We start from the raw sequence: 15,967 nt of genomic DNA, 5'->3' as shown, positions 1-15,967 counted from the left end.
ATATCCTGTTCGGTCGGACTTACGCATTGATACGGACCGGCAAGGTCTCGTAGCCCTTCACAAAGCTCGAATAAACCCGCTTAGGTTCGCCCACCACCTCGATATGCTCAAAACGCTTGAGGATTTCTTCCCAGATGATCTTCAGCTGCAGCTCGGCCAGCCTGAGGCCCACGCAGCGGTGAATGCCGAAGCCGAACGACAGATGCTGCCGCGGCCGCGCGCGGTCGATCAGGAAGTCGTAGGGACGTTCGATCGCCTGCTCGTCGCGATTGCCCGAGACGTACCACATCACGACCTTGTCGCCCTTTTTGATCTTGCGCCCGCGGAATTCGATGTCGTCGAGCGCCGTGCGCCGCATATGCGCCAGCGGCGTCTGCCAGCGGATCACCTCGGAGACAAAGCTGTCGATCAGCGCCGGGTTGTCGCGCAGCTTCTGGTATTGGTCGGGATGCTGGTTCAGGGCAAAGATGCTGCCCGACATGGTGTTGCGCGTGGTATCGTTGCCGCCGACGATCAGAAGGATCAGATTGCCGAGAAAATTCTTCGGGTCCATGTCGCGCGTGGCCTCGCCATGCGCCATCATCGACAACAGGTCGCTCTTTGGCGGCTGGTCGATGCGCTCCTTCCAGAGCCTTGCGAAATAGCTCGCGCAGTCCATGAGTTCGGCCTGCCGCTCGTCCTCGGTCGCAACCAGGCCGCCGACGCCGGGGAGGGTGGTTGCGATATCCGACCAGCGCGTCAGCTTGCGCCGGTCCTCCCAGGGGAAGTCGAACAGCACGGCCAGCATCTGGGTGGTGAGCTCGATCGAGACCTTGTCCACCCAGTCGAACACCTCTCCTGCCGGCAGGTTGTCGAGGCATTCGGCCGAGCGCTTGCGAATGCTGATCGCGAGCTGGTCGAGATGGGTCGGCGTGAACATCGGCGCCACGGTCTTGCGCTGCGCACTGTGGCGCGGCTGGTCCATGGCAATGAAGCTTTCGCGGCGCAAGTCCGTTGGAACATCGCGGATGGTAATGCCGCCGAGCGAGGCCGCCGAGGAGAACACCGCGTGGTTGGTCTCGATGTCCATGATGTCGTTGTACCGGGTCACCGACCAGTACGGGCCGAACATGCTGTCCTTGCAGTAATGGACCGGGTCTTCCTTGCGCAGCCGGTCGAAATACGGCCAGTGCGTGTCGGCGCGGAACAATTCGGGGTCGCCGGGATCGAAATCCGCAAGCGGCAACGACATTGCGCGTTCGCGCGCTGCGTCCAGGCTCATCGGTCGCGCGAGATCCATCGCTCCGTGCATGTGCTAGCTCCCTCCGGTTCATCCGCGATTCAGGGCGGTATTTTTCGCGATTACAGCCCGTTGCGTGCGCCGGGGCAAGCTGCATTTGGCCGCAACGGGTTGCGTTTAGGCGCTGTGCACGATCTGGAAAAGCGTGTAGCGGATTTCCGGAAAGATCATGCTCCTTCAAAGGCCCGAAGCCAACGCGCTTTAGGGCGCGAAACCATCACGAAACCTCGCTTGGGGCGGAATTTCAGCCCGTGACAAGCGCTTACGCAGGGAATAAGCCTGTGGCAATGCCTCAGGAATTTTGCCGGGAGAGAAGGCCGCCATGATCCCCAACGCCCATCGCATTTTCAATTTCGATCTTGGCGAGACGGCGGATGCCATCCGCGAGACCGTGCACAGTTTCGCGAGCCACGAAATCGCGCCGCGCGCGGCCGAGATCGACAAGTCCAACCAATTCCCCCGCGATCTCTGGCCCAGGATCGGCGCGCTCGGCCTGCACGGCATCACGGTCGAAGAGGAATATGGCGGGGCGGGGCTCGGCTATCTCGAGCATTGCATCGCGGTGGAGGAGATCTCGCGCGCCTCCGCTGCCGTCGGGCTGTCCTACGGCGCCCATTCCAACCTCTGCGTCAACCAAATCCGCCGCAACGGTAACGAGGCGCAGAAGCGCAAATATCTGCCCAAGCTGATTTCCGGCGACCATGTCGGGTCGCTCGCAATGTCCGAGCCGGGCTCGGGCTCGGACGTGGTGTCGATGAAGACGCGCGCCGACAAGAAGGGCGACCGCTACGTGCTCAACGGCTCCAAGATGTGGATCACCAACGGGCCCGTGGCGGAGACGCTGGTGGTCTATGCCAAGACCGATCCGGAGGCCGGCCCGCGCGGCATCACCGCCTTCATCATCGAAAAGGGCATGAAGGGATTTTCCACCGCGCAGAAGCTCGACAAACTCGGTATGCGCGGCTCCGACACGTGCGAGCTCGTGTTCGAGGATTGCGAGGTGCCGGAGGAGAACGTGCTGGGCGAGGTCGGCCGCGGCGTGAACGTCCTGATGTCGGGCCTCGATTATGAGCGCGCGGTGCTGGCGGCAGGTCCGCTCGGCATCATGCAGGCCTGCATGGACGCGGTGCTGCCTTATGTGCATGAGCGCAAGCAGTTTGGCCAGCCGATCGGCGCCTTCCAGCTCGTGCAGGGCAAGCTCGCCGACATGTACACCACGATGAACGCCTCGCGCGCCTATGTCTATGCGGTCGCAAAAGCCTGCGACCGGGGCGAGACCACTCGCGAGGACGCCGCCGGCGCCATCCTGTACGCGGCGGAAAAGGCCACCCAATGCGCGCTGGATGCGATCCAGCTGCTCGGTGGCAACGGCTATATCAACGACTATCCGACCGGGCGGCTGTTGCGCGACGCCAAGCTCTACGAGATCGGCGCCGGCACCAGCGAAATCCGGCGGATGCTGATCGGGCGGGAGCTGTTCGAGAAGACCGCCTGACCGTTAATCGGAGCCGGCGGTTCATCACGAGTCCGCCAGCACTTCGTTAGCGCTCGAACGGGGATTGCCTTCGCGGCGACAACAGGTTCTGGCGAGCCATGCGCTCACCGAGGAGCGGTTGAAGCGCATGAGCGAAGCGGACATCTCGCCGAGCGGCCCGCCGCTCTTGACGGCCGCGGAATGGAAGGCACTCAAGGCGATCTGCAATTCGAAGATTTGAGGCGCGTCGTGTTAGGGCGGCGTTCCCGTCCAGGCATGCCCGCCGGAGGCTTTCTCAAAGCCAAACTGGTAGAGCCTGCGCATATAGGCCGTGTTGAAGCCGTCGGAGTCCGCTGCGGGATAGTCGCGGGAAATATAGGACAGGTTGAAGCCCACGCGATTGCGCCGAGCGAACTCGTAGGTCGATAGCACGACGGAGCGCGTCTGTGCTTTCGTGATCGATCCGAGGCTGCGTGAGGCCACGTCGATCGTGCCGTTCGGGACCACCTCGAAATCGCGCTCGAGCTTGTTGTTGACCAGGATATAGATGTCGAACCGGCTGTTCTTCGGCAGCGCGTGCCCCTGGAACAGGATCGCGTCCGGCAGCGTCAGCACCGGGGTCATCACACCGCCGTCGACATGCATCTCCTGAAACCGTCTGCCTTCCGCCTCGGCCTCGATGAGGATCGGCGGAAACACCAGGGGAATGCTGGCGGAGGCGGCGACGACGTCGCGAAACAGCTTCAACGCCTCGGGCGTGCCGATGGCGGCGATCTTGCCCATGTCCCAGATCGCGGTGCGCTGCGTATCGAGATCGGTCGTGACGACGAGCAGCCGACGACCTTTGGCATGTTCGCGCGCGATCTGCGCCAACAGGTCGGAGCCGACATAGCGCGCGACCAATTCGCGCAGGCGGGCATTGCCGAACAGGCCGGAGCCGAACACCGCCTGGAAGATTTTTGGACTCTCGAGCAGGCTTTCGGCTATGCCCGAGGTGTAGATCTCGCGCAGCGTGTCGTCATATTGCGGGCCGAGAAAGGCAAAGGGCGCGATGATGGCGCCGGTGCTCACGCCTGAGACGATGGAGAAGTTGGGGCGGCTGCCGGCGGCGGTCCAGCCGTTGAGGATGCCCGCGCCATAGGCGCCGTCGGCGCCGCCGCCGGACAGCGCGAGATAGGTCCTGATGGGTGCGGTGTCGTCCTTGTCGGCCAGGAATTTCGACGCCGGCTCGTCCGCGTAGCGCCGCAAGCCGTCGACATCGAGCACGCGGGAGGCGCTCGCGTCGGACGTGGTATAGGGCGTGCGCGGCAGCGTCGTGCAGCCCACGAGCGTCAGCGCCAGGGCACAGGCCAACGCGATCCACCGGACCAGGCGAAAACTCATTGCCGCTACGCGCGCTTTCAAGAAGGGAGAGGCAGACCGAGCTGCCGGGGCCGCGGCTAGGATCATTGCTGACCGTCGCGGCGGCCCCGGGACACTATCAAGGGGGAATAGAACTATACTGTTTCGTTTTGATTAAGGGAAGACTGGAGCGCCAGATCACATTTTGTTCAGCGTCGCATTTCCGCCACCATCGCCGGTCGCGGCCCGGCCGCGTCGTCTGATCGAAATGATCGACTATTCCGGCAGATCGTTGACCTTGCGCACGAAGGCGCGCGCGTCCGCGAGCGCTTCAGGCAGCACGGCCTTGATCTGCTCGACAGTCATGCCCGGCGTGACGCGTGGATCGTAGAGCAGATTGAGGATGTACTGGTCGTAGACATCGAAGAAGCCCATCGAGACCTCGTCGTTGAACATGGTCCAGGGCACCGTATCCGTATCGTTGATCGGGCCCAGCGCCTGCAACAGTTCCTCATAGGCGCAATCGAGGAAGGTGAAATCGCTGACGTCGGTCGCGAGGATCACGTCGGAATGCTGGATTTCGTAGGCATCGTTCTTGCGGAAGCCCGACAGGCATTGCGGGTCAAGCGAGGCCTTGATCTCGCGCGCCCGCTCGCTGCCATAGAGTTTCTTGATGGTTGGATAGAGGTCGCGGTCGCGCACCAGCCGCACCTCGATAGTCGCGGCCGCCCGGCTTGTCGTCATTCCGATGTCGAGATGCTGAACATGCGTCGCGATGTCGGCGACGACGCGCGCAAGCTGAGCCTTGCGCTCGCGGCTCCCGCCCTCAGCGAATACGCGCACCGGCACCGCATATTTGCGGATGCGGTCGACCCGGCCTGCGAGGTGGAATTCGGTACCGAAGGTCGTCTTCAGAAAGCCCTCAGCGATCTCGGCGTCGGTGAAGGTCTTTCGCTCGGCACGCTGCTTGGCGGCGACGGTGGCATTCTCGGCCGATGCCGCTCGCAGCGTCGGCACAGCGAGGACCGCGACCAGCACCGCGATGGCCGCGACGAGCGGCCGCTGCAGATGCTGGTTCAGTTCATCACCACCACCGTGGCGCCGACGGAGACCCGGTTATAAAGATCGACCACGTCCTCATTGGTCATGCGGAAGCAGCCGGAGGAGACGGCCTGTCCAATCGTCTCCGGCTCGTTGGAGCCGTGAATGCGATAGAGCGTCGAGCCGAGATAGAGCGCCCGGGCCCCGAGCGGGTTTTCGATACCGCCTCTCATGTGGCGCGGCAGGTCAGGCCGGCGCGCCAGCATCTCCCGCGGCGGCGTCCAGTCCGGCCACTCGCGCTTCGCCGAGACGCGGTGCACCCCGCCCCAGCGGAAGCCGTCACGTCCCACGCCGATGCCGTAGCGCAGCGCTTCTCCGCCTCCCTGCACGAGATACAGCCGCCGCTCGGCGGTGTTGATCACGATGGTGCCGGGGGCATAGCTGGTCGGATACATCACGGTCTGGCGGGGGATTGGGCTCGCGCCGCCGCCGAAGAAATTCGGGCCGCCGCCCATGATGTCACGGCTATCGTAAAACGGGGTTTGAAACTGGGCCTGAGCCTGGCTCGTCACGGCCAACAGCAGCACTGCAACTATTCCGGCAATCACCCGCATCACTGGTTTCCTCAGCTAAAACGGACCCGATCTGCAACAGGAGCCACAGCTTGGTATTTTGTGCAAGCCACGGCCTTGTGACAGCGGAAAATTCACCCATTGGAGTTACCGAATTCGCACCATGACCGCGCGAGGTCGAGGGCGGGGGCGCCGGCGATGGCAGCAATGCCGTGGTGGCCTTTGACGAATGCTGTGAACAATGGTTGATCGTCATTGTACTCAAAAACTTTTTTGGCAAGCGGAGCGGAACGAATGAACGGCGCGGAAAGTCTGGTCAGAACCCTGGTTGCAGGCGGCGTCGACGTCTGCTTCACCAACCCGGGCACGTCAGAGATGCACTTCGTCGCGGCGCTCGACCGGGTCGAGGGCATGCGCTGTGTGCTTGGTCTGTTCGAGGGCGTGGTGACCGGGGCAGCCGACGGCTATTTCCGTATGAAGGGAAAGCCTGCCTCGACGCTTCTGCATCTCGGCCCCGGCCTCGCCAACGGCCTTGCCAATTTGCACAACGCCAAGAAGGCCCATTCCGGCATCGTCAACATCGTCGGTCAGCACGCGACCTATCACATCGGCTACAATGCGCCGCTGACCTCCGACATCGAGGGGCTGGCGCGACCGATGTCGGCCTGGGTGCGCACCTCGCCGGATGCCCGGTCGGTCGCCGCCGACGGCGCCGCTGCGATCGCTGCCGCCAAAAGCGCGCCGCCGCAGATCGCGACCCTGATCCTGCCCGCCGACACCGCCTGGAACGAGGCCGACGGCATTGCGCAGGTTCCCGAGAGCAACCAGCGCATCAGCTATTCGCCGCAGGCGGTGGAGAAGACCGCGCGCATACTGCATGAGGATGCCGCTCATACGCTGCTGCTTGTTACCGGAAATGCGCTGACCGAGCAGGCCCTGGCGCTGGCCCAGCAGATCGCCGGGAAGACCGGGTGCACCGTGATGGGCCAGACCTTTCACCCCCGGATGGCGCGCGGCCGTGGTCGTTTCTCCATCAACCGTATCCCTTACGTGATCGAGCAGGCGCTGCCGATCCTGAAAGACTTCAAGCACATCGTGCTGGTCGAGGCCAACGATCCGATCGCCTTCTTCGCCTATCCGAACAAGCCGAGCATGCTAAAGCCCGAGGGCTGCGACGTGCATCGCATGACCTCCTGGGGCGAGAACTCGGTCGCGGCGCTGGAGGCGCTTGCGGGCGCGGTCGGCGCCAAACCGTCCGACGTCAAGCCGCAGAAACTTATCGAACTCAACAAGCCGACCGGCGCGCTCAATCTCACCTCGATCGCGCAGGCGATCGCGTGCGCGATTCCGGAAAACGCCATCGTGGTCGATGAATCCATCACCACCGGCCGCGGCTTTTTTCCGCCGACGGCGGCCTCTGCGCCGCATGACTGGCTGCAGAACATGGGCGGTTCGATCGGTTTCTCGACCCCTATCGCCACCGGCGCCGCAGTTGCCTGTCCCGACCGAAAAGTCATGTGCATGGTCGGCGACGGCAGCGCCATGTATACGATCCAGTCGCTGTGGACGCAGGCGCGCGAGGGCCTCGACGTGGTTACCATTGTTTTCGCCAACAAGATCTATCAGATCCTGCGCGGCGAGTTCGACGGCGTCGGCGCCGGCGAGCCGGGCAAGCGCGCCCAGGACATGCTCAAGCTCGACCGCCCGACGCTGGACTTCGTCGCGATGGCCAAGGGCATGGGTGTGCCGGGTCGCGCGGTCACCACCGCCGACGAGTTCAACAAGGCGCTGGAAGAAGCCGTGCGCGAGAAGGGGCCGCGCCTGATCGAGGTGCAGTTCTAAGGGCCACGGCACCATTGTGGTTGTCGACGTGGTGTGCGCGACAAGAACGACATTGCGAGCGCCAGCGAAGCGATCCAGAATCACAAACCGTATTTGAGTCACTCCGGGGCGATGCCAAGCATCGAACCCGGAGATTCCGTGTTCGCCGTTTCGAGGCGCCGTGGAATGACGAGGGACGGAGTGAAATGACGGTCTACAGTCGGAGGGCGGATGCAGACCGAACTGAACAAGCTAGTCGCCGCACTGCAGGAGTTTTATGCCCGGGAGGCCTTTCTCCTTGACAAGGACGCCGGCGAGCGCGCGCTGACCCATCGGCTCGCGGTCTATCTGGAGAAGCAGTATCCGGGATGGCAGGTCGATTGCGACTATAACCGGCTGGGCGAGCGCATGCTGCGCCTGCCGCACGGCACGATCGTCTCGACCGACGACGCGCTCGGCAAATCGATCTTCCCCGACATCGTCGTTCATCAGCGCGCCGTTCCCGATAATTTGCTCGCGGTCGAGGTCAGGAAGGCCACCAACCACCAGCCGATCGAGCATGACCAGCAGAAGCTCAAGGCGATGACCGATCCGCTGGTCTGGTTCGCCTGGGGGATCGGTGTGCTGCTGACGCTTGCAAAACAGAATGTCGCAATGTGCGAGGTCTATGTCGCCGGCAAGCTCGAGCCGGACCTGACGCGGTGGCTCGCCGCGCGGCTGGCCGACGAGAAGCTGGGCGCGCCGTAGCTTCGACCCCGAACAACAAGCCCAAACGAAAAGGCCGCCTGCGAGAGGCGGCCGGGTCGTTGGCGAGAGAGCCGCGCCTTACTGCTTCTGCATGGCGTCGTCGCCGGTCTTCTTTGCAGCCGACTTCTTCGACTTCTTGGCCTTGCTCGTCTTGGACATCTCGCCCTTGCTCATGGTGTCACCGCTCGTGGCCGCGGGCGCCGTGGAGGTGCTCCCAGCCTTGTCCTGGGCCATGGCAGTCGAGGACAGGAAGGCGAGAGCGGCCGTGGCGATGATCAGTTTGCGCATTGGGAGAACCTCCGTAGGTGTGCTGGTTTGTCGCAGCACCATAATGGAACCCGACCCCGAACGGTTCCTCCTCGACAATCAGATATTTGTGAGAGCGTAGGCCATGCATTTGTCTTTTTCGAATGAAGTGGAACCAAAGCGCGGTCGTTCCGGTTAGGTCCTTCGCTAATTCCCTTGTTGGGACAAAGCGTTCGGAGAGCGACCATGGATTGGCGAACGGACATGATTCGTGTCGAATCACCGCCGGTCACGCGCGAGGAAGAGGCGGCCTACGCCGCCGGCTGGACCATCAGCGGCCTGGCGACACTCGGCACCATTATCGCGGTGTGGCTGTTTGCGATCTGATTGAGTCGGCTGATATGGCCGACTTACCCCGCCAAGCTTGTGTAGATTGCTCGATAATTGCAGGCGGAACCTCGACCTTGCCAGCGCCGCCCAGAGCCCGACGGGTTATATTCCTGTTCCCTCGATCAGGCGGTTGGTCAGGTCCTCACCCAGGGCGGTCCGGCTCCGCAACAGGAACGCGATAGCCGGTACGCGGTTCGGATCGTCCTGCGGCCACTCCAGGACACGCTCGACAAGGGCCTCGCGTCGCTGATCCGAGACGTAGGGCAGCACCGAGCTCAACCCCCAAAGGCTCTTGCGAAAAGTGTCGTTACGCAGCTCGAGCGCCCGCTTGACCAGGTCGTCCGCACGTCGTGCCAACTCTGTACGCGTAGACGGTGTCGCATCCCGCATGCGCTCGGCGATCGGCGGGGCTGCTTCGCTGAGTGCAAGGGCTCTGTCCACCTCATCAGGCAGGTTGATAGCCGCGTCGTAAAGACGCTTGTCGATCGGCGTCAACGACAAGGGATCGAGTTGGCTCACACTTTTCGCAATCGATCGGTTGCGGATCAAGGCGACAGACGGATGCAAGCGGGCATTATAGTCTAAGATGCTTGTGATCACATGCTCCCTGTCGTCCTCGGACATCTTCGCCATCGGAGACACACGCAAGTTGTTCAGACTCTCGAACAGGTACATGTACAGCGCCTCGTCTGCCGGATCGGCCGTGAGGCCCTTGATGGCATCGACGGCGTCTTGTGGCGGGTGCGTTGCTGCGCTGGAAATGGCAGTCATCAATTTCGCCTTGTCGGCGGGCATTCGCATACGCTTGGCGCGAGCTACGAGCGCCCCGAGGAGCTTAGGGGCGGGCCAGCCGGCAGTCGATGAAGCACCATCCAGGATGCCGGCGGACGCCCGACTGACATGTGCGTCGTCTTCAAACGCCAGCGCAGTCCGGAGTAGGACGTCTCTCTGTCGACCGGATAGTCCCTGGCCGCGCCCGAGAGCTTCGATCGCGGTTGCCTGCTCCGGCCTCATGATTCGATAGTAGTGATCATCAGGGTTGATCACGATGTTGATCGCTTTATCCAATTCGCTCTCAGACATCAGTTGGGATCGCTCGGCGACTGTTTTGAGCGCAATCCCACGCGAATAAGGCGGTACCTGACTAAGGGAGGCATCGAATGCCCTCTGCCGGGGCCCGTCGGAGAGGTGGGGCACGAGCCGCATCGTTGCCTGCTGCGCCGACATCGCGGAAAAGAAGTCTGACTCGCTCGAAATCTGTTGTGCTTTGTCGATCAGGCGAGTCTGGTCTGCGACGCTGAAGTGTCGCACGCCGGGTCCGATGACGTTGAGCGATGCGGCAAAAATCTGATCATCTGGCAGGCCCATCAGGAAGGATGCAAGCTTGGTACGTTCCGTCTTGCTTAGGTCATCAAGCCTTTCGCGAATGGCGCCCAATAACATCAGAGCTGCGGGTGCCCGCTGATGATCTGAGCCATTGGTCACAGTGTTTATTTTGGCTATGAAACTCTCGATCTCGCCACGTCGCTTGTCGATAAGGCTCGCGATCATGCTGTCCCAACCGCTGGATACGCCTTGCACGTCCCGGAGTTCGTCCGTCCCGAGCCGGCGCAGGATCTCGTCCTCGATTATCTCGCGAGGGAATATCTTGTGAGGCAACCTCTGGTCCTCAGCCGCGGCTGAATTGCCTGCGCTGATACCCAGCGCATGTTCTTCGAATTCCGAATTCGCGACTGACGTCCCGTGTGGCGTGAGCGAACCCTCAACGTCAGCTTCGATATCAGAATCGATTCCGCCAATTCCCGCCATGAGGATACTCCATCTTCAGATGGACGATACTGTAGATTGGCGCAGACCCGTCTGTCGCGGCTATCAAGACTACATCTGTAACGGCAAGCGAAATCGCCAGAGGCATATACAGCTTGTTCAAACCAAAGCAGGGGTTAAGCGCTGACCTCAGTAGCGCCCCGACTGCGCCTTCGGAGATACCAGTGTCAAAAATGCTGTCTGCGGTCTTCAATACATTCGCCAGCCCTTCGCGCGTGGGGCAGGCCAGTACGGTCGCTGTAAGAACCCCGCTTTGCTCGCTCTCCAATCGATCAGCCTGCGCGGACGCGATCCCGGGCTCAGGACAACGGCGGCAAGGGCTACTCGAATGGTCATGTCAGCGAGCTCTGAATGGGTACTCTGATGGCATCTGCCGTTGAGGCGGAGGGGAAACCGAGCGGGCTTTTTGCTGCCGTCGCCATGGACCAATCACGCTATCTTTTTTTTCTTCTCCTTGGCCTGCGCTGAAAGGCGGATTCCCAAGGCTCCGATGACTCGCAGGATGGTCGCGAACTCCGGGTTCCCACCTTCGCCGAGCGTCTTGTAAAGACCCTCACGGGTCACGCCTGCGGCCTTAGCGACTTCGCTCATGCCCTGTGCTCTGGCGACGACATTCAGGGCGTCGCGGACCTCGGCAGGGTCGCCATCGGCAAGAACGAGGCTTAGGTACTCCGCGCGCGCCTCCGGAGTGCGAAGGTGCTCGGCGGCATCGAATTTCTTTAGTTTGCTGACTTTCATCTCAGTCCTCCAATTTGTCCGCGATCTCCATTGCTTTCCGAATGTCCCGGTTCTTAGAGCGCTTGTCGCCACCGCAGAGCAGGATAACGAGGGCCTGCCCGCGTCGGGTGAAGTAGACGCGGTATCCAGGACCGTAGTCGATCCGAAGTTCAGATACCGGCCCGCCGACTGATTTCGCATCCCCGGTGTTCCCAGCAGCCACGCGGCTGAGCCGGCGGACAATGTGAAGGACGGCGCGCTGATCTCTCAGGGCTGCAAGCCAGCGGGTGAACTCGGGTGTTTCGCGAACTTCGATCACCGGTCATATGTAATCCATAGATTACAATTCGCAAGCAAAAATGTAATCCATGGATTACAAATTCAGTGTCGCCGAGACCTTACTTCTGTGAACATGGGGGAAACAGAATGCACGAGCCATGCACGGATTTTGCACGGATATTCTTACTCCGTTCTGCCCCTTTAAGGCCTTTCGGCGGCCTTTGGCATTCAGAGCGATGGGAAATTTGTCAGTGATTTCAGTGAATTATATGGTGGGCGCACAAGGGATCGAACCTTGGACCTCTCCCGTGTGAATCACAATCCATAGTCCCTAGCCAACCTGAGCCAACCATAGTAAAAAGGGGGTAGGCCACTGCAGTACAGTGGTTTTCTCCATATGTGGCCACAATAGACCATAGCTGACCTAACTACATTTTGTATGCCCCCATTGTGCCCCCGCGCCATCTTCCCTTGGGGCACACAAATCGGGGAGGGTCTGTGCCCCCTCTGTTCTTCAAGGGCCGTCCTTCCACGCTGGTGTGCCCGAGGCGGCAAAAGCGAAGGAAAGTCAATGACCACTTTCCCCTTGCTTCGATGATCCGGGCGGCTGCGGGGCACACCGCGACAGGGAGCGCAGGGATCATGCCGGAGCCGACCAACCAGCTGACACTCACCGATGCGGTGATCCGCAACGCCACGTTGCCGGCGGGGAAGGCGCAGCATTATCTGCACGACGACAAGCTGCCCGGCCTCGCCCTGCGCATGCGCGCCACCGGCGGCCGGACCTGGGTCTATCTTTTCACCAAACCGGGGGTGAGGGGGACCCAACGCAAGACCCTCGGTGCGTGGCCCAAATATAATGAGAAGGCAGCGCGCAAGGCCGCCACCATCGCCGCAGGCGAGGTCTTCAAGGGCGTGGATCCGAACGACGCCAAGCGCGAGGCGAGGCGGCAACAGGCAGCCGAGAAGCAGCGCGCCACGCTGGTCACCCTCATTGTTGAAGATGGTCCCTACCAGACGTCCTTGACCGGACGCCAAGTCGTCAACTGGAAGCCAGCAATGTCGGCGCTGCGGCGCGGGCTCAAGGAACACGCCGAGAGCAGCGTGGGGGACCTGACGCGGCGGCAGATCATGGCGGCCGTCGACAAGATTATCAAGACGGGCAAGCGTGGGGCGGCCAAGGACCTGCGCAAGCACACTCACACCTTCCTCGAATGGTGCGTCGGCGAGGGCTATGTCGACCACAATGTGCTCGCTGGCTATCGCGAGCCCAAGGAAACCCGAGCGCAGCGGGTCCGGCGCCGCACCAAGGGACGCGCGCTGACCGATGACGAGGTCATCAAGGTCTGGCAGGCGTCTGGCAAGCTCGGTGCCTTCGGGCTTCTGACGCGTATGTGCCTGCTGGGCGGCCCGCGTCGCAGCGAGCCCACCATGATCAAGTGGTCGAGGCACGTCATGGAGGACCGCATCACCTTCGACGCGGCATGGACTAAGATGGGCCTGCACCACGACGTACCGCGCACTCACCTCGTTGACGAGGTACTCGCGGCCGCGAAACATTTCCAGCGTGCGACGTCTGACTATGTCTTCCCGTCGCCGAAGACCGGCGACCAGATGTCGGGCTTCACCAAGATGGTAAACCGCCTGGTCAAGGAAGCGGGTGTCGCCAAGTTTACCATGCATGACCTAAGGCGCAGCTTGCGCACGGTCATGTCGCGCTGCGGCTACGACAACGAAATCCAGCGGGTATGTGTCGGACAAAAGCCAAGCGGAATCGATCAGGTCTACAATCACGACGAACAGTGGATCATCCGCAAGATGGCGTTCGAAGCTGCTCATGACTACATCGCGGAGTTGGTCGGCGCGAAACGGGCCGGCAAGGTCGTGCGCCTGCAGCGGACGAATCCGCTCGACCCCATCAAGGCCGAGCTGCTCGGCCGTCTTCGCGAGCATTACGCGGCTGAGGGCGCTTAGTGGACTGATCGCACCCGGCCAGATAGTTGCGCACGGCATCGACACGATAGAGGGGGCGGCCATCGACGTAGCGCCATTTCAGGGGGTGGTTCGGATTGCGCCGCCACTGTTCCAGCGCTCCGGGCGTACGCCGGATGACCGCGGCCGCCTCTAATGCCGTTAAATTAGAGCTGCTTGGCAGCGTATCGATATCGAACGTCGCGGGCGGCGGGACGCTACGGTTCTTCCGATGGCACTTCATCGCACGCGGCATTTCCCGACTGTCTGCCGACCCCAATGACTCAATCCGAGTCTTTTCGTCGTTGCCACGCATGCCTCTACCCCAAACCACCATTGGTTGGGCAATAAGATAGTGGGCTTCTCCGGCAAGAAAGAGATCAGGTCCGCGGGTATGGCCGCCAGGTATCTGTGGCGTACAAATAGGACGTATCGGTTCGGTTGACTCGGGACGCGGCCAAGAGCCTTTATCCGATATCATTCCGGCCTTGCGCCTCATAACCTGACGGTCGCAAGTTCAAATCTTGCCCCGCAACCAACCTTTTATGAGTTGGATCAATGAATTAGCCCGCCTCTGGCGGGCTTTTTTATTGCTTACCAGACCTTCCCAAGAGAACACGTTCTTTATCAATCTGTTACCCGAATTCGGTGCGCGATTTCCAAGAATTGCAAGAAGCTCCATGGCACAAAACTGGCACAAAAAATCGCGCGCAAAACCGGTTTTGTTCACGCTACAAACCGGCCGATATTTACACAGTCTCTGGGTTTGGGAGTCGTTGCCGCACGCCGGCATCCAGATCTGCGCTCCGCCTAACACCAGACAATTTCTCTGTGTCGGACGATGAAGTGGCTTCGACAGCCCTTTTGGCGCCAGACTGACGGAGTGAGCGTGACCGTTCGATCGGGGTGCTCCACCGCGCTCCAGCATGGGCGCGCTTGCCTCAACAAGTTCAGCTCGATGACTTCACCACAGCCGCAGGGGCATATCATCGCAGCGGCCCACAGATTTTCACCTTCTCCAGCCAGAAAGATGATTGCCTTCTGAAGCTTGTCGGCGAACTCCTCCACTCTGGCGGAGCGAAACGGGCGTGGTTTGCTCCAGGGCCAAAGCACTCCCGACCGCACCCGAAGCGCAACCGCAGCCCCGAGTAGAACAAGGAGAACGGACAGAATTGGGAGTGTGACCGACCAGTTCACTCCGTGTCCTCCGGTTCGCTTTCAGGCATAGAAAGAAAAAAGCGGACATCGGCCTTTCCGACGTGCATCGAGAATGTGCCAGACGCGACGCTCTCGGCCTCTCGGTACTGAACACCTTGGATGAAACTCGTTCTGATGACCGCCGAATCAGCGTTGTCGTCGTAATGATAGGGATGAAGTCGCGCGAGAAACTCGTTCACGGCGGTGCTCGCCATTTGCATTTTGATGCTAATCACCGCAGGACGGTCCTCTGCTACTCCGCGAATATATCCGGCCTTCACCTGCTCGCGGTAAGCCTTTGGATCCGTGCGGCGCAAGCCGGCGGCTTTCAACTGGCCGAGGGTATAGACCTTGCGATCTTGGAGTGTCGCGCCGTCGGGACGGACGTAGTGAACCGCCCCGCAGGCTTCCTGAATGCCGCCCTGACCGTCTGCCTCCAGTTTTACGCCAACGTCGAAGTACGGCAGCACACAGAATGCGGCAAGCCGATTCAAAAGATGACGCCTGCAAATGGAGCCTGCGCGAGATGGTTGTGCGATTTGTCCACTGCGCAAAGCACGGTTGATCTCGATCAATGAGCATATTGTCGCAGCGTGGTTGTTGGCCAGCGTGTCTTTCCAGCGAGAATCCGCATGAGCCAGCCCTCGAGTTCAAAAGCGATGACCATCGGTGAAAGCGGTCTGGCGCTCATCTTCGCCGCCACCGCCTTTCTTTGCCTGATCGGCGCGGCCAAGGCAGTCGATGCGCCCTTTGCCTTCCATGCTTCCCTTGCCGCCGCCGCCAGCGTCGCGGCAGTGTTCGCCATCCTCAACCGCTATTTCGATCGGCCCGCCGCGCTGCCGCCGAAGGAGATCAACGGCCGGCCGAATTACAATCTGGGGCCGATCAAATTCGCGACNGTCATGGCGATGTTCTGGGGCATTGCCGGATTCCTGGCCGGCCTCGTGATCGCCTCGCAGCTGGCGTGGCCCGCGCTCAACTTCGACCTGCCATGGATCAGCTTTGGCCGGCTGCGCCCGCTACACACCTCGGCGGTGATCTTTGCCTTCGGCGGCAATGTCCTGG

General features: G+C 61.5%; 16 protein-coding genes. 6 read left to right on the top strand and 10 right to left on the bottom strand.

Annotated elements, in window-relative coordinates; translation table 11 throughout:
• Positions 1 to 19 precede the first annotated feature (19 nt).
• A complete protein-coding gene (locus A3AI_RS0125505) occupies positions 20 to 1,291 on the bottom strand; it encodes a cytochrome P450 (protein ID WP_024518309.1) in 1,272 nt (423 codons plus the stop codon).
• A gap of 310 nt (positions 1,292 to 1,601) precedes the next feature.
• On the opposite strand from A3AI_RS0125505, the gene A3AI_RS0125500 reads away from it, so the two are divergent.
• Positions 1,602 to 2,774, top strand: a complete 1,173-nt coding sequence (locus tag A3AI_RS0125500; RefSeq protein ID WP_024518308.1) for an isovaleryl-CoA dehydrogenase — start codon at positions 1,602 to 1,604, stop codon at positions 2,772 to 2,774.
• A 231-nt stretch (positions 2,775 to 3,005) separates the two neighbouring features.
• Here A3AI_RS0125500 and A3AI_RS0125490 read toward each other — a convergent pair whose 3' ends face one another.
• The 3 genes from A3AI_RS0125490 to A3AI_RS0125480 form a co-directional block, all read right to left on the bottom strand.
• The gene (locus A3AI_RS0125490; protein WP_024518307.1) at positions 3,006 to 4,136 is read right to left on the bottom strand and encodes a patatin-like phospholipase family protein; all 1,131 of its coding nucleotides are present in this window, start codon (positions 4,134 to 4,136) and stop codon (positions 3,006 to 3,008) included.
• 234 nt (positions 4,137 to 4,370) lie between these two features.
• A complete protein-coding gene (locus tag A3AI_RS0125485; RefSeq protein ID WP_024518306.1) occupies positions 4,371 to 5,129 on the bottom strand; it encodes a DUF2927 domain-containing protein in 759 nt (252 codons plus the stop codon).
• A 41-nt stretch (positions 5,130 to 5,170) separates the two neighbouring features.
• Positions 5,171 to 5,749, bottom strand: a complete 579-nt coding sequence (locus tag A3AI_RS0125480) for a L,D-transpeptidase (RefSeq protein ID WP_156927938.1) — start codon at positions 5,747 to 5,749, stop codon at positions 5,171 to 5,173.
• A gap of 252 nt (positions 5,750 to 6,001) precedes the next feature.
• Between A3AI_RS0125480 and A3AI_RS0125475 the strand changes: the two genes are divergently transcribed.
• Both A3AI_RS0125475 and A3AI_RS0125470 read left to right on the top strand, forming a co-directional pair.
• Positions 6,002 to 7,549 (top strand): acetolactate synthase large subunit, encoded by a 1,548-nt coding sequence (locus A3AI_RS0125475; protein ID WP_024518304.1) that lies wholly within the window; start codon positions 6,002 to 6,004, stop codon positions 7,547 to 7,549.
• Between the two features lie 210 nt (positions 7,550 to 7,759).
• Positions 7,760 to 8,275: a hypothetical protein gene (locus A3AI_RS0125470; RefSeq protein WP_024518303.1), complete on the top strand. Its 516-nt coding sequence runs from the start codon at positions 7,760 to 7,762 to the stop codon at positions 8,273 to 8,275.
• A 78-nt stretch (positions 8,276 to 8,353) separates the two neighbouring features.
• Here A3AI_RS0125470 and A3AI_RS0125465 read toward each other — a convergent pair whose 3' ends face one another.
• Positions 8,354 to 8,563 carry a hypothetical protein gene (locus tag A3AI_RS0125465; protein ID WP_024518302.1) on the bottom strand — a complete coding sequence of 70 codons (210 nt, stop codon included), beginning with the start codon at positions 8,561 to 8,563 and terminating at the stop codon, positions 8,354 to 8,356.
• A gap of 204 nt (positions 8,564 to 8,767) precedes the next feature.
• Here A3AI_RS0125465 and A3AI_RS48840 point away from each other — a divergent pair, with 204 nt between their 5' ends.
• A complete protein-coding gene (locus tag A3AI_RS48840; protein ID WP_198030206.1) occupies positions 8,768 to 8,908 on the top strand; it encodes a hypothetical protein in 141 nt (46 codons plus the stop codon).
• A 105-nt stretch (positions 8,909 to 9,013) separates the two neighbouring features.
• Here the strand turns inward: A3AI_RS48840 and A3AI_RS0125455 are convergent, their stop codons facing one another.
• The 3 genes from A3AI_RS0125455 to A3AI_RS0125440 form a co-directional block, all read right to left on the bottom strand.
• Complete coding sequence (locus A3AI_RS0125455) at positions 9,014 to 10,720, bottom strand: hypothetical protein (RefSeq protein WP_024518301.1); 1,707 nt, start codon at positions 10,718 to 10,720, stop codon at positions 9,014 to 9,016.
• Positions 10,721 to 11,167: 447 nt separating this feature from the next.
• Positions 11,168 to 11,476, bottom strand: a complete 309-nt coding sequence (locus A3AI_RS0125445; protein WP_024518299.1) for an addiction module antidote protein — start codon at positions 11,474 to 11,476, stop codon at positions 11,168 to 11,170.
• Position 11,477: 1 nt separating this feature from the next.
• A complete protein-coding gene (locus A3AI_RS0125440; protein ID WP_024518298.1) occupies positions 11,478 to 11,774 on the bottom strand; it encodes a type II toxin-antitoxin system RelE/ParE family toxin in 297 nt (98 codons plus the stop codon).
• 602 nt (positions 11,775 to 12,376) lie between these two features.
• On the opposite strand from A3AI_RS0125440, the gene A3AI_RS0125435 reads away from it, so the two are divergent.
• Positions 12,377 to 13,708, top strand: coding sequence for a tyrosine-type recombinase/integrase (locus A3AI_RS0125435; RefSeq protein WP_024518297.1), 1,332 nt, complete (start codon positions 12,377 to 12,379; stop codon positions 13,706 to 13,708).
• 807 nt (positions 13,709 to 14,515) lie between these two features.
• On the opposite strand, the gene A3AI_RS50290 is transcribed toward A3AI_RS0125435, so the two are convergent.
• A complete protein-coding gene (locus A3AI_RS50290; protein WP_502685765.1) occupies positions 14,516 to 14,773 on the bottom strand; it encodes a ubiquitination-like system serine protease family protein in 258 nt (85 codons plus the stop codon).
• A 125-nt stretch (positions 14,774 to 14,898) separates the two neighbouring features.
• Positions 14,899 to 15,477 carry a hypothetical protein gene (locus tag A3AI_RS0125430; RefSeq protein ID WP_156927936.1) on the bottom strand — a complete coding sequence of 193 codons (579 nt, stop codon included), beginning with the start codon at positions 15,475 to 15,477 and terminating at the stop codon, positions 14,899 to 14,901.
• A gap of 57 nt (positions 15,478 to 15,534) precedes the next feature.
• On the opposite strand from A3AI_RS0125430, the gene A3AI_RS43430 reads away from it, so the two are divergent.
• Positions 15,535 to 15,967, top strand: a 433-nt coding sequence (locus tag A3AI_RS43430) for a cbb3-type cytochrome c oxidase subunit I (protein WP_036049552.1), incomplete at its 3' end; no start/stop codon positions are given.

The organism is Bradyrhizobium sp. Tv2a-2, from assembly GCF_000472425.1.
GTDB lineage: Bacteria > Pseudomonadota > Alphaproteobacteria > Rhizobiales > Xanthobacteraceae > Bradyrhizobium.
The sequence above is the reverse complement of the archived record's forward strand: the minus strand, read 5'-3'. Positions and strand labels throughout refer to the sequence as shown.

Bases quoted from the DNA above. Each gene is read 5' to 3' on its own strand.
- A3AI_RS0125445 (WP_024518299.1), bottom strand. From the start codon at position 11,476: ATGAAAGTCAGCAAACTAAAGAAATTCGATGCCGCCGAGCACCTTCGC.
- A3AI_RS48840 (WP_198030206.1), top strand. From the start codon at position 8,768: ATGGATTGGCGAACGGACATGATTCGTGTCGAATCACCGCCGGTCACG.
- A3AI_RS0125500 (WP_024518308.1), top strand. From the start codon at position 1,602: ATGATCCCCAACGCCCATCGCATTTTCAATTTCGATCTTGGCGAGACG.
- A3AI_RS0125490 (WP_024518307.1), bottom strand. From the start codon at position 4,136: ATGAGTTTTCGCCTGGTCCGGTGGATCGCGTTGGCCTGTGCCCTGGCG.
- A3AI_RS0125480 (WP_156927938.1), bottom strand. From the start codon at position 5,749: ATGCGGGTGATTGCCGGAATAGTTGCAGTGCTGCTGTTGGCCGTGACG.
- A3AI_RS0125435 (WP_024518297.1), top strand. From the start codon at position 12,377: ATGCCGGAGCCGACCAACCAGCTGACACTCACCGATGCGGTGATCCGC.
- A3AI_RS0125505 (WP_024518309.1), bottom strand. From the start codon at position 1,291: ATGCACGGAGCGATGGATCTCGCGCGACCGATGAGCCTGGACGCAGCG.
- A3AI_RS0125455 (WP_024518301.1), bottom strand. From the start codon at position 10,720: ATGGCGGGAATTGGCGGAATCGATTCTGATATCGAAGCTGACGTTGAG.
- A3AI_RS0125465 (WP_024518302.1), bottom strand. From the start codon at position 8,563: ATGCGCAAACTGATCATCGCCACGGCCGCTCTCGCCTTCCTGTCCTCG.
- A3AI_RS0125470 (WP_024518303.1), top strand. From the start codon at position 7,760: ATGCAGACCGAACTGAACAAGCTAGTCGCCGCACTGCAGGAGTTTTAT.
- A3AI_RS0125475 (WP_024518304.1), top strand. From the start codon at position 6,002: ATGAACGGCGCGGAAAGTCTGGTCAGAACCCTGGTTGCAGGCGGCGTC.